General features: G+C 55.1%; 8 protein-coding genes. All 8 read left to right on the top strand.

Going from position 1 to position 13,495, the window contains the following annotated elements; genetic code table 11:
- The first annotated feature begins 9 nt into the window (after positions 1-9).
- Positions 10-537, top strand: a complete 528-nt coding sequence (locus tag AC6RNO_RS21170; protein WP_474684005.1) for a tyrosine-type recombinase/integrase — start codon at positions 10-12, stop codon at positions 535-537.
- Between the two features lie 98 nt (positions 538-635).
- A complete protein-coding gene (locus AC6RNO_RS21175) occupies positions 636-1,994 on the top strand; it encodes a hypothetical protein (RefSeq protein WP_488434352.1) in 1,359 nt (452 codons plus the stop codon).
- Between the two features lie 151 nt (positions 1,995-2,145).
- Positions 2,146-3,540 (top strand): cytochrome ubiquinol oxidase subunit I, encoded by a 1,395-nt coding sequence (locus AC6RNO_RS21180; RefSeq protein ID WP_497106645.1) that lies wholly within the window; start codon positions 2,146-2,148, stop codon positions 3,538-3,540.
- 52 nt (positions 3,541-3,592) lie between these two features.
- Positions 3,593-4,603, top strand: a complete 1,011-nt coding sequence (gene cydB, locus AC6RNO_RS21185) for a cytochrome d ubiquinol oxidase subunit II (protein ID WP_497106646.1) — start codon at positions 3,593-3,595, stop codon at positions 4,601-4,603.
- 1 nt (position 4,604) lies between these two features.
- Positions 4,605-8,252, top strand: coding sequence for a thiol reductant ABC exporter subunit CydD (gene cydD / locus AC6RNO_RS21190; protein WP_497106647.1), 3,648 nt, complete (start codon positions 4,605-4,607; stop codon positions 8,250-8,252).
- Positions 8,253-8,481: 229 nt separating this feature from the next.
- On the top strand, positions 8,482-9,822 hold the full coding sequence (locus tag AC6RNO_RS21195; protein ID WP_497106648.1) for a hypothetical protein: 1,341 nt from the start codon (positions 8,482-8,484) through the stop codon (positions 9,820-9,822).
- A gap of 286 nt (positions 9,823-10,108) precedes the next feature.
- On the top strand, positions 10,109-12,619 hold the full coding sequence (locus AC6RNO_RS21200) for a fibronectin type III domain-containing protein (protein ID WP_497106649.1): 2,511 nt from the start codon (positions 10,109-10,111) through the stop codon (positions 12,617-12,619).
- A gap of 221 nt (positions 12,620-12,840) precedes the next feature.
- On the top strand, positions 12,841-13,488 hold the full coding sequence (locus AC6RNO_RS21205) for a CpsD/CapB family tyrosine-protein kinase (protein ID WP_474684012.1): 648 nt from the start codon (positions 12,841-12,843) through the stop codon (positions 13,486-13,488).
- The last annotated feature ends 7 nt before the right edge of the window (positions 13,489-13,495 follow it).

The following is a 13,495-nucleotide window of genomic DNA, read 5'->3' on the forward strand; positions in this document are numbered from 1 at the left end:
GAAGCTGATATGCAAATCGTTCAACCTATACGAGATCACGAGAAGATTGAAGAGATTCAAGAAATTTTGAAAAGACAGTCGATGCGCGATTGGTTGTTGTTCACTATAGGCATTAATTCGGGCCTGCATCTGAACGACCTGCTGACTTTGAAGGTCAAGGACTTGAAGGGCAAGAGCAGAGTAACGATCAGGGAAGAGAAAACCCGCAAGGAAAAAACGTTCGTCATCCAGCAGCAGCTTTCCGAGAAGATCAACGAGTACATCGCTTATATGAGCGACGAGGATTTTCTCTTTCCGTCCCAGCGAACGGGAAGGCCGATTAAACGCATTCGCGTATACCGAATTTTGAACGAAGCGGCGAAGCAGGCGGGGCTGGACGATATCGGCACACACACTTTGCGCAAAACGTTCGGCTATCACTACTATCAAAAGACGAAGAACATATCCGTTCTCCGCGATCTGTTCAATCACTCTGCGCCTTCGGTCACGTTGAAATATATCGGAATCGGGAACGAGCAGCAAACGGCGAGAGGCTGATTAGCCAAATGATGCCGCTTACATTCGCGTGACTTCACACATCATGTATGATATGATACAAAATGTATCATATTCGATAGGCAGGTGTCCAACCGCTGATGAAAAAGCGAAGGATTACGGTACTATGGAGTTTGGCATGGCTGATGCTGTTTCCTTTAACCACGTTCTCCGCGGATGTTCCCCGGACGGACGTCTATTTGGAGCCTGCGGACCAATCGGTCATCACCGCCGATTTGCTGCATGCCGCTGCAGCGGCGCCTCCCGGCGAGGCCGGCGCGCAAGTGAAGCTGATGCTGCTGGATGAGAACAATCATCTTTTTGCGGAAGCGGAGGGGCAGGGGCGTGTAGAACGCGATTTCGATATCTCCGCTTATCGGAACCGGATCGTTTATTTGCAAGCCGAGGTATCGGATGCGGCGGGCGGCGGAGTTAGAACCCTTTATCATACTTTGTATGCGGACAATGGCCTGCGGCTGGTCAAGCTGCGGCAAGTTCCGGGCGTCATCGACGATTTCGACGAAAACCGGATCCTGTATACAGCTTATGATAAAAGGCTCCATTTGCTGGATGGCGAGGGCGGTCCCGATACGGTTGTATACGCGAAGCCCGATAAAATAGGCGCAAAGCTTACTCCGTCAGGCGCCGTGTTCACCGCGGGACTGTACGGGGACGGCTACGCTCATACGCTGCTCTGGAAAGACGGCTCGGCGGCGGACACGGGGCTGAACTATTTTGAAACGTGCTGCGACGGCGGCGACAGGCTCCAGGTCGCGGGCAGCTATGTGCTGCGGCCGGGTACGCACCGGGTTGACTGGATCGATTCAGCGACCGGCGAAGCGTGGAAATATCCCCTTCAAGGCACGTCCGCCTACGGCGCCAGCTTGAACATAAACGGCGAGTTCGTTTACTCGGGAACGGCCCGGGGAGACGAACTGACGCAGATTTACCGCCATGCGCAGGGGCAAAGCAGCCTCATCATTCCGCACCGGGAGCGTGCCAGCTATAATCCGGTATGGGACGGGCGCACGATCGTCTTCATCGGGGAAGGCGGCAAGCTGCTGAAGAAGCGGGACGGCGTCATCACCGAGCTTGGGCCGGCTGCGCCGCAAGGCACGTACGTCTATCCCCGCGCCGATTACGAAATCGCGCAGGGCTGGATCGCTTTTACGAAGCAGTCGGGGGATGGGACCCGGCAAATTTATGTGCAGTCGCCTTCAGGCTCAGTGACGCAGGCAACTTACCTGCCAGTGGACGTGGACCGACCGAAGATCGACAAGCTGGCTCCTGACGGCACGCTAACCTACACGTTCGACAAGCAATTGTTTCTGATTGCGCCAGGTCAAGCGGCATCGATCGATTTGGGCTACGGCGGCGGAATGACCAAATGGCTGCACGGCTCGTGGTACAAAGCAGTGGGCGGTACGCTGTTCAAAATGAATACGGACGCAGCAGAATGACTCCATGGATCTAGGTCCATGGGGTCTTTTTTGTTTTTGTGCTAGGGATGTGCCTTTTTTGCCATAAATCGGCTTTATATTGTGATTTTCGTCACATGAATGCGTCCGAATCCTCCCTATAATCATGATCATAAGAAAGGGGGGCGTTATTTTGGACGCTTTGGATTGGAGCAGATGGCAGTTTGCAATAACGACGGTTTATCACTTTTTTTTCGTCCCGCTATCGATCGGGCTCGCGTTTTTGATCGCTTTTATGCAGACGCTGTACGTAGTGAAACATGATGACAAATACAAAATGATGGCCAAATTTTGGGGCAAATTGTTTCTCCTCAATTTCGCGGTCGGCGTCGTGACGGGGATTATGCAGGAATTTCAGTTCGGCATGAACTGGGCGGATTATTCCCGGTTTGTCGGGGCCGTTTTTGGCGGGCCGCTCGCAGTGGAGGCTCTCGTATCGTTTTTCCTCGAATCGACATTTCTCGGCATCTGGATTTTCGGCTGGGACCGGCTGCCCAAAAAAGTGCACCTGGCTTCCATTTGGCTTGTCGCCATCGGCACGACGCTGTCCGCGCTTTGGATTCTAAGCGCCAACTCGTTCATGCAGGAGCCGGTCGGCTATGCGATTCGGAACGGGCGCGCGGAGATGACGGATTTCTTTGCGCTGTTGGGCAATCCGCAGTTGTGGGTCGAGTTCCCGCACGTTGTTTACGGGGCGCTTGCGACCGGGGCATTGTTCGTGACCGGCATCAGCGCATACAAAATACTGCGCAAGCATCAGACGGAGCTGTTTCAATCTTCTTTTACGATCGGAATCGTGGTTGCGCTGATAGCCAGCTTTTTGACGGCTGTAGCGGGGCACGAGCAGGCGCAGCATCTGATGAAATCCCAGCCGATGAAGATGGCCGCTTCGGAAGCATTGTGGGAAACGACGGGAGACAGCGCTCCGTGGACGGTTTTTGCCTTCATCGACCCTGCCAAAAAGGAAAACAAGTATCAGCTTGAAATTCCTTATGCGCTGAGCATTCTTTCCTATAATAAACTGCACGGAAGCGTGCCCGGCATGAATGAGCTGCAAAAAAAATATGAAACCCAGTACGGCCCGGGCAACTACATCCCGCCGGTCAGAACGACCTTTTGGAGCTTCCGCATCATGGTTGCGGCCGGGGTGCTGATGATTTTGCTCAGCATGTTCGGCACTTATGCGGCGCTGCGCAATCGGTTGGCCGGAAGCGCCCTCTACCTGAAATGGATGATACCCGCCATTTCGCTGCCCTATATCGCCAATTCGGCAGGCTGGATCATGACCGAGGTGGGGCGCCAGCCGTGGCTCGTCTTCGGCTTGCAAAAAACGGAGGACGGCGTATCGCCGCTCGTTTCCACGGGCATGGTAGCGACCTCGCTGATCGGTTTTACGCTCGTGTACGGACTTTTGGCTGCGGCGTTCGTGTATCTTGTCGTTCACTTCGTGCGCAAGGGCGCCGACGACGAGTCGCAGCTTAAGCATAAGCAGGTCAGCCCAAATAAAGGAGCCGTCTCTTATCTCTAAAATTGGCGGAGGCGCTTTAGTGAAAAAAGGAAAGTGAGGCGAACGTCAACATATGCTGGAAATTTTATGGTTTGTTTTAATCGCTGTGCTGTTTGTCGGGTTTTTCTTCTTGGAAGGTTTTGATTTCGGCGTCGGCATGCTGACGCCTTTCCTCGGCAAGTCCGATGTGGAGCGGCGCGTTCTGATCAATACGATCGGTCCGGTCTGGGACGGCAACGAGGTGTGGCTGATCACGGCCGGCGGCGCGATGTTCGCGGCGTTTCCGGGCTGGTACGCGAGCTTGTTCAGCGGATTTTATATGGCTTTGTTTTTGATGCTGCTGGCGCTGATCGGAAGAGGAGTGGCGTTCGAGTTTCGCAGCAAACTGGAAAATCCGAAGTGGAGAACGATGTGGGACTGGATCCTTTTCGGCGGCAGTTTGCTGCCTCCGCTGCTGTGGGGCGTCGCGCTGGCCAATTTGATGAAAGGCGTGCCGATCGATGCCAATACGAATTTCGTAGGTTCGTTCTGGGATTTGATTTCGCTGTATTCGGTAATGGCCGGCGTCAGCATCGTGCTGTTGTTTCTGCTGCACGGAGCGCTGTTTCTGTCGCTCAAAACGGAAGGGGAGCTGCGCGATCGCGCCCGCCGTTTGGCGAACCGGGTCGGCGCCTGGACGAGCGCGGCGCTTCTGCTGTTCGTTGTGCTCAGCTACGTGGAGACGGATATGTTCACGCGCGACGGAATCATCCCGGGCATGGTGCCGCTGACGGCCGGCATGGCGCTGCTGTCCGTTCATTTCTTCCTGAAGGCGGGCCGCGACGGCTGGGCGTTCATTATGACCGGCCTCACGATCGCGCTGTCCACCGTGACGGTGTTCATGTCGCTGTTCCCAAGGGTGATGATTTCCTCGCTCAACCCGGAGTGGACGCTGACGATTTACAATACGGCTTCCAACGAGTACACGCTAAAAGTAATGACGATTATCGCGCTTACGACGGTTCCGATCGTCATCGCCTATCAGGCGTGGACGTACTGGGTATTCCGCAAGCGGGTCAGCGTCAAGGACCATTTGGAGTACTGACATGATGAGCCGGTTGTTTGCCAAAGTGCAGGGAACCCGCGCGCTGTTCGCGGTCTGTATCGCGCTCGGCGCGGCGGGCGGGATGCTCATTATTTTGGAGGCGGCGGGTATCGCCCGGATTGCGGACAGAGCTTTTCTCGGCGGGCTCGGCCTTCAGGGGCTGCTTCCCGCATTCGGCATTCTGCTCGGCCTGATCGCGCTCAGAGCGGTCGTCCAGGCGGCGGGCGAGCAAGTATCCGCCCGCATGGCGCTGCGGATCAAAAGCGACCTGCGCGGGCGGCTGCTGCGCAAGCTCTCGGAGCTGGGGCCGAACTACGCCAAAGGCGAGCGCAGCGGCGAGCTGATCGGGACGGCATATGAAGGCGTCGAGCAGCTTGAAGCGTATCTGGCCCGTTATTTGCCGCAGGTCGCCTTGTCCATGCTGATTCCGGTCGCAGTATTTTGCGTCGTGGCGGGGCTGGACTGGATCTCGGCCATCGTGCTGGCTGTTACGCTTCCGCTGCTCGTGCTGTTTATGATTTTGGTCGGCCTGACCGCCAAATCGAAGGCCCGCAAGCAGTTCAAGACGCTTGGCCTGCTCAGCGGGCATTTTCTGGATGTGCTGCGCGGCCTGCCTACGTTAAAAATGTTCAACCGCAGCCGGGCGCAAATCGAAATTATCGCCCGCATCAGCGAAGATTACCGCCAGACGACGATGGGCACGCTGCGGCTGGCCTTTTTGTCGGCATTCGTCATGGAGCTGTTCGCCACGCTCAGTACGGCTGTCGTTGCCGTTTTCCTGGGCTTGCGGCTTATTGCCGGGGAAATCGGCTTTGAGCATGCTTTTCTGGTGCTGCTGTTGACGCCGGAGTTTTATGCGCCGGTTCGGACGCTGGGAACCCAGTTCCATGCCAGCACGAACGGAATGTCCGCTGCGGCGCGCATCATGGACATTTTGGAGACGGAGCCGCCGGGTTTTGTCGAGCGTCCGGGGGCGAAGCGGGGCACCGAGAATCCGCGGGGGCACCGGATCGAGTTTCAAGCGGTCGGTGTGTCGTATCCGGATGCTGCGGGGCCGGCGCTTGCGGATATTACGTTCAAGCTGGAGCCGGGTGAGCGGATTGCGGTTGTCGGGCCGACGGGAGCGGGCAAAAGCACCCTGCTCGATTTGCTGCAGGGCTTCGTCCGGCCGACGTCGGGGCGCATTTTGATCGACGGCATCGACATGGCGGAGCTATCGATGGATTGGTGGCGCAGCCGGCTGTCCGGCGTCGCTCAGAACCCCCGGTTGTACCACGGCACACTCGGGGACAACGTGACTTTGGGCAGCCCCGGGGCTGGGGATGCCGAGATTGCTGCGGCGCTCCGCGCGGCAGGCGTTGATTTTATAGACCGCCTCCCGCAAGGGCTGGAGACGGCGGTCGGCGATTCCGTCCGCCTGTCCGGCGGACAGATGCAGCGCCTTGCGATTGCCCGCGCGCTGCTGAAACGCGCGCCGCTGCTGCTTTTGGATGAGCCGACGTCGGGCGTCGGGCTTGTTCATGAAGCCGCCGTAAGGAAGGGGCTCGATGCGCTGCTGCAGGGCCGCATGTCCGTTACGGTGGCGCACCGGCTGGACACGGTGCGTGATGCGGACCGCATCATCGTGCTTGACGGCGGGCGCATCGCGGAGATGGGCCGGCCGACCGAGCTGCTGGCCGCCGGCGGGCTGTACGCCCGCATGATTCATGCGGGCGCGGGTGGCGGCAGCACTGGCGGCGCTGCCGATGGCGGGGACGCCGGGCCGGCGCCTGGCGCGGCGCCCGGTCAATGGAGCGGCGCCGCTGAGGCGGCAGCGCCGGACGGACAGGGCAGCGGCGCTGCCGGGGCCGGGGCCCGCAGGGGCACCTTCCGCCGCATGCTGGCGTTTGTCCGTCCGTATAAAGGACGGACGGCGTTGGCGGCGCTGCTCGGCTTTGCGACGGTGGCGGCCAACATCGGGCTGATGGGGACGTCCGGCTATTTGATCGCCCGGTCGGCGCTTCGCCCCGAATCGGTGCTGATGCTTTGGACGCTGATCGTAGGCGTCCGGTTTTTCGGCATCGCCAGGGGAGTGCTGCGGTATTTGGAGCGACTCGTTTCCCACGATCTCACTTTCAGGGTTTTGCACCGCGTCCGCGTTTGGCTGTATGAAAGCCTGGAACCGCGGGGAGCGGCCCTGCTGGAAAGCCGGCGCAGCGGCGATGTGCTGAACGCGATTACCGGCGATGTGGAGCAGCTGCAAAATTTATATTTGCGCGTGCTCGCTCCGCCGCTTGTCGCTTCGCTGACAGGGCTGCTCGGCTTTGCGGTGATGGCCGCTCACGATCTGAGGCTGGCCTGCATCTTGGGCGGGATGATGGTTGCGGCCGGAATTGGCATCCCTTGGATTTGTGCCCGCCTCGGAAGGCGGCACGGGGAAGGCGTCGTGCAGGCGCGGGCCGGCATGAATGCGGAAATGGCGGATTTGATCGCCGGCATGAAGGAATTGACGTTGTTCGGCCGGATGAGCGACCGGCTGGCCCGGATCGGCGACATTCAGGAGCGGTCGAACGCCTTTCAGGCGGCCCAGAACAGGCTGGGCGCTTATGCCGGCGGAAGCATGCTTGGGGCTGCGCATCTTGGGATGTGGCTGGTCCTGCTGGCCGCGGTTTATCTCGCCGGCGCGGGGCGGCTTGATGGGCTCGCCATTCCGGCGCTCGCGATGATGGCGTTGGCCTGCTTCGAGCCGGTCATGGCGCTGCCTGCCGCGTTCCAGCACATCGGCCAGACGATGTCGTCGGCCGACAGGCTGTTCCGCCTGGCGGACGAGTGCCGCCAAGCCGAGCCTGCGGCCGCGCCCGCGGCTGCGGGGACCGGGCCGGAGCGGTCGGCCGGCGGCTGGGAGGCGCGCATCCGCGATCTCTCATTCCGCTACGGCCCGCGGGAGCCTTATGCGGTTCGCGGCTTGTCTTTGACGCTGCGGCAGGGCAAAAGCGTTGCAGTCGTCGGCGAGAGCGGAGCGGGCAAAAGCACGCTGCTGCAAGTGCTGCTGCGGATGCGTCCGTATACGGAAGGATCCGTAACGATCAACGGGCAAGAGCTGAGAGGCTTGCCGGAGGAGGCAGTCCGCTGCGAATTTGCGGTTGTTTCGCAAAAGGTGCAGCTGTTCAACGCGTCCGCCGCCGCGAATTTGAAGCTCGGCCGGCCGGAGGCGTCGGAGGAGGAGATGCGGGCCGCGGCGCGGCTTGCGTTAATCGACGAGACGCTTGCGGCGCTGCCGGACGGCTACGATACGGTCATCGGCGAGCTGGGAGACCGCTTGTCCGGCGGCGAGCGTCAGCGTCTCGCTCTCGCGCGGGCTTTGCTGCGGCAGGCTCCGGCCGTGCTGTTCGACGAACCGGCCGCAGGGCTGGACGCGCTGACTGAAAAAGCGTTCGTCGACAACATGGACGCTCTGCTGAAAGATAAAGCGGTTTTGTGGATCACGCATAAATTGTCCGGTCTGGTTGAACGCATGGATGAAATCATCGTGCTGCAGGACGGCTCGGTGTGCGAAAGAGGCACGCACCAGGAACTGCTGAAGCGCAAAGGCTATTATTGGCGGTTGTGGCAGCTGGAAAGGGAAAAAGACTGGGAGCACGCGCTATTTCAGCAGCGTACCGGGACTTGACACAATTTTGAGTGCTAAAAAACTTATGGGACAATTCCCCTTTAGAACGGCTGACAAAGCAGCCGTTCTTTTTGTTTTCATTTCGAGGAGCGGGCCGCATGGAGGAAGAGGGAAAGTTCTTGTCTAGTCATATGAACTGTTTTACAATGAAGCTATTAAGATCGGTGTTTCCGGAGCGTATTCTGTTTGGTTCTTATGAACATTATCAATTCAATTGAAAGAGGTACATATGCAGATTAATCATCAAGCCAGGAGACCTGACGGTTCCACTAAAACTGCTAATGCGAACGCGCCGGAAACGGTTGAGATGCAGTCGCGCGGTCTTCAATTATCTGCTGATGTAATGGTACAACGACCGATGAACGTGAATTCGATGAATTCACGTCAATTGTTACAGCTGCAGCGCACGATTGGCAATCGCGCTGTTGGTGAGCTTTTCAAGCAAAATGCCGGCAGGTCTGCTGAGAAATCGGAGACACCGATACAGCAGCCAGTAAATCAATCAGCTTCAACTCCTTCTATACAAAGAAAAGTGTACATCAAAAATAGAGTCTTCAGTGGTTTCAGACACAAAACGAAAACCAGTCACGGCAGGTTGGGTGAGGGTGAGCGAAATGTTAGTAACATGCTGAAAGATTTTCCATCCCGATATTTTAATAGTAAAGATGAAATGAAACAGTATGCGGGTAAATCAACTGATAAGATAGGTTATGTTAGTAAGAAGGGCACTTGGATTCGTCTCCCTAATAAGCTGCTTGTGCTTGGTGAAGAGCATGCGGCACTTAATCTTTCAGATATAACAGCAGCAGTAGGCACCGATAAATATATGCATGAAGGCTTCACCGAATATCCGGCCGAGGCTGGAAGCAACCCCGACTTAACGAATGATATGCGAGGACGGGACGAAGTAATCAATGAAAAGTTTAAAGGGGCCGAAGGAGACAGAAGTCACAGGGCCGAAAGCTTTTATCCGAAAATATTAAGGGTAGTAAGTGGAGTTAGTGTGGATGAAAAAAACTATCAGCTTCAAGGAACGACTACGGAATTAACTTATTTGGTTATGGCTATTCATTTTGCTTCAAGGGCAGACGAAGAATCCGATCTCTTTCAAACTTATATGCTTCATAAAGAGATGTGGGATCAAACCGCTGCAGCTATTTCGTCGCAGGAAAGCTCGAATGCCGCAGTCACGGCAGAGATGAGGAAAGAAGGCAGCAGTGCTTTGTTCCAATCTTTTTATCGAGATCTGACAGCCTATGTTGAAGAGAAAATACAGCAAGAGCAGGAGTCTGCGCCTGAGAAAGACAAAGCTTCCTTCAAAGAAAAATGGCATCTTGCGAGTAAGGATTACAGTACGGACGGGGAATCACCGATGATGAAGGCTGAGAAGGCAAGAGATTTCTCGATGTTCCAGCATATTAAAAAGGCGAAAAATGAAGGGTACCTGTTATACGGTCTCGGCGAGCTTCATAGGCAGCGTTTAAAGGAATTGCTAGACCAGGAAGGCATCGCTAATGAAAATATGAATACGTTTATTAATGAGCAGAACACGAATCATCCTCAAAGATAAAATAAAGCTCACAACACGGTAGTTATTACCTTGTTGTGAGCTTTATTTGTTACAAATTATGTTTAAATTTCCTGTATTCCGGAAGGATTTTTGCGAATGATATCGAAAAGGATGTAAGGTGAGAAGAATTGTGTCTAAAACGATACGAAATGTATCATTTTAGAACCACAAATCGCACCCCAAGAACGTTTCACTAAAGAAAAAGCCGTCGTACGAAGGGGAGAGAACTGCTGCGCACTTATGGAACCGCTCAAATTTTATCCGGGAAAGAGAGGGTGAAAGCAGGATGAAAAAGAGTTTGCTTGGTTTGTTGCTGATGTTGGCGGCGGTGGTCTGCTTAGCGGGATATGCCCATGCCGCAGGGGGAGTTAGCGTGTCGTTCGAATATCCGTCGGCAGCAGGGTATCCTTACGACAAATTTTTGGATGTTTCCGTAAGGGTGACGTCGGAATATGAAATGAAAACCGTCATTGCCAAAGTGAAGGACAGGGAGGCTGCTTTGCAAAAAGTGTGCCAGTACAGGGACTGCACCTGGAAAGGCGTTCTTTCCGTGGAAGGTCTTGAAAAAGGAAATCAAACTCTGACCGTCACGGCGACCGACCAAATGAATCAGACTGGACAGGCAAGCATCGAGTTCGTTTATGACTCTAAACCGGAGGTGTCCGTCAAACCTGCCGATCAGTTCGTCATTACAGCCAATTCTGCCCGCATTTTGGTGACAACGGTCGATGATCGTTCGACTCCTGATATCAAGGCGAGTCTGGTCAGCGAAGGGGATTTCAAAACGATTTGGACAGGTACGGGAGCAGGAGTTCTCGATCAGACGGTCGATGTTTCTAGCTATGCGGGCAAGTCTCTTCGGCTGATGGTCGACGTCTCCGATGGATTTTACTCCGAGGGACGCCCGGTTGTCAGAGTCAGCTCAACGAGCATGTTGTATGTGGAGTCGAGCGACAGGCTGGCCGTAGCCGATGAGGCGGAGGGCCGGGTTATCGATTTTGACGAAAGCCGGCTGCTGTACACAGGTTCCGATATGGGCCTGTATGTCAAAAATCGCTCAACCGGCGGAATTACGCTAGTTCGGGCATATCAGAGCCTCGTATCTTTGCAGGAAGCAAAGCTTATTCCCGGCGGTGCTATTTTGTGGCTGAACGATTCTTCCGTTCCGGAGGCGCGTATTTACATGTGGACGAACAACGTGCTGAAGGATACGGGCATTAAATTCCGCAATTACTGCTGTGAGAGTTACACCAATTATATACAAATATCCGGCAATTACGCCCTCGTGCCTACGGGCCGGATCAATTTGGCTACCGGCGAGGTTCTGCAAAATGCGCTCATAGACCGCAATTCCGTGCTGGCGCCAAACGGCGAATTCGTTTTTACCGGCACGCTGAACGGCTCCAGCCGGACCAACATATACCGCTACTATGCGGACGGTTTAATCGAAACGGTTGTGCAGGAGCCGAACTACGACAGCCGCACCCCAAAATGGGACGGCAATACGGTCGTATACACCCGGGGAAGCACCAACGGCATTTATAAAAAAGACCGCGGCGGCGCTTCCCAGGAGCTCAGCAGCTATTCGTCGCCTGTCAGCTACGAGGTCAATCAGGGCTGGATCGCTTTCACGAAGCATCCGGCCGGCGGAGCGCAGCAAATTTATTTGCAGTCTCCGGACGGTTCGGTGACGCAGGCGACTTATTATTTTTCCAGCAACCCGCTGGTTGACAAGTTGGGTTCGGACGGCACCTTTACATTTACGCATGCCGACAAATTGTATATCAAGCCTGCAGGCGACACCGCATCTTATTTCGCGGGCTCGTCCAAAGGAAATACGAAAATTGTAAACGGCAAATGGTACAAAACAATGGGCAATTCTGTGCTGCAAATCAAGCTTGCCGGCAGCGATGCCGTGCCTCCGGTATGGCCGGCAGGGGCGCAGCTCACAGTCACTGACGTGACTTATAACAGCGCCAGGCTGCAATGGCCGCAGGCGCAGGACAACGTCGGCGTGAGCCGGTACGACATTTATCGCGACGGCCAAATGATCGACTCGGTGTCAGGTTCCGTCTACAGCTATACGGCGGCAGGTTTGGCTCCGCAAACAACGTATACGTTCTCGGTGACTGCAAGGGATGCGGCAGGCAACGCCAGCGTCGGCAATCCGGGCAAAAGCGTGACGACTTCCGCCAATGTGCCGCCTTCCTCGGCTGCGATCGCTTTTGCTTCGGCTTCGGATATCGCCGAGGTCGGTTCGACGATCAGCATCCAGCTGCGTGCGAGCGATGCCAAAGATTTGTACGCGTTCCTGCTGAAACTGCAGTACGATACGGCTCAGCTGAAGCTGACGAAGATCGAATACAGCGGCGAATTCGGCAGTGAGAACGTCAGCGCGGTGTTCGGCAAAGACACTTCGACCGCAGGCCTGGTGAAGCTGACGGGTGTGCAGCTCGGCGCAGTGCCGGGCAAGAACGGCAATGTCGGCTTGATTACACTGAGCTTCATAGCGCTCAAAAACGGTCAAACGCCGATCGCCCTGCTTCCTGACTCCGAGTTCGCGGACAGCCGGGGCCGCCGGCAAAACGTCGCCGCCGCCTCGTTCTTTTTGACGGTTGGCGGAGGGGATTTCGATCATGACGGAAAGGTGACGCTGAACGATTTGTTCCTGATTTCGCAAAAGAACGGTTTGAAGAGAGGCCAGCCCGGATTTGACGAGCAGTTCGATTTGAAGCCGGACGGCGTGATCGACAGCAAAGATATTCAATATGTGGCCATGAAGGCGGCAAAAGGGTAAGCGTTCCAACAAGCGAAAGGAATAGGGCTTTTCACTTTATAAGGAAAAGTCCTATTTAATGTAAAAACTATCCAACCATGTACCTATATAGTTTTGAGACGATTTGTATCGGTCCTTCCTGCTTTTACAAACTAAAACCTTGACAAGATCCATTTTGTATCATAAATTAGACCTATGGAACGAAGATACAAATCGTATCTAAACTGTTGAGAGGTGTTTGCATGGCGCAAAAAACAAATAAGCAGCCTATCATGATCGATGTGAGTCCAAGGTCACGAATTTCAGAAGCTTACCGCACGCTCCGCACGAACATCGATTTGTATGATGAACCGGAAAAGCTTAAGGTGATCTCAGTCACCTCTTCGTATCCTGGGGAAGGGAAGACGACGACGGCTGTCAATCTTGCAGTTGCCTTTGCGCAGGCGGAACAGAGGGTGCTGCTTATCGATGCGGCATTTCGCAACCCTTCGCTGCAGGACATTTTTCTGGCGCAAAATCACACGGGCCTGAGCGGACTTTTATCCGCGAAGGACGACGTCCAGGATCCGGCGCAAAGCACTCATATTCCGAATCTGTTCGTACTTACCGCAGGGCTTGCTCAGAACAATCCCTCCGATTTACTCTCCAGCAACTCCTACACCTCAATCATCCACAGCTACAGAGAACTGTACGACAAAATTATAATCGACACATCGTCAGCTTATGTTATGCCCGAAACTATGATGATCGCCGCCAAAAGCGACGGAGTCCTGCTTGTCATCGAGCATGGAAAAGTGAAAGCCGAAGTTATGGAACAATTGAAAGAGACGTTCGACCGGTTAAACATACAAATCGTCGGAGTAGCCATCAATAAAATCAATAAAAAATAGTTCAGTT

This window comes from Paenibacillus sp. sgz302190, from assembly GCF_059820445.1.

What these genes read in the sequence shown, in the direction of transcription:
- AC6RNO_RS21170 (WP_474684005.1), top strand. Translation starts at nt 10, where the DNA reads ATGCAAATCGTTCAACCTATACGAGATCACGAGAAGATTGAAGAGATT.
- AC6RNO_RS21175 (WP_488434352.1), top strand. Translation starts at nt 636, where the DNA reads ATGAAAAAGCGAAGGATTACGGTACTATGGAGTTTGGCATGGCTGATG.
- cydB (WP_497106646.1), top strand. Translation starts at nt 3,593, where the DNA reads ATGCTGGAAATTTTATGGTTTGTTTTAATCGCTGTGCTGTTTGTCGGG.
- cydD (WP_497106647.1), top strand. Translation starts at nt 4,605, where the DNA reads ATGATGAGCCGGTTGTTTGCCAAAGTGCAGGGAACCCGCGCGCTGTTC.
- AC6RNO_RS21195 (WP_497106648.1), top strand. Translation starts at nt 8,482, where the DNA reads ATGCAGATTAATCATCAAGCCAGGAGACCTGACGGTTCCACTAAAACT.
- AC6RNO_RS21200 (WP_497106649.1), top strand. Translation starts at nt 10,109, where the DNA reads ATGAAAAAGAGTTTGCTTGGTTTGTTGCTGATGTTGGCGGCGGTGGTC.
- AC6RNO_RS21205 (WP_474684012.1), top strand. Translation starts at nt 12,841, where the DNA reads ATGGCGCAAAAAACAAATAAGCAGCCTATCATGATCGATGTGAGTCCA.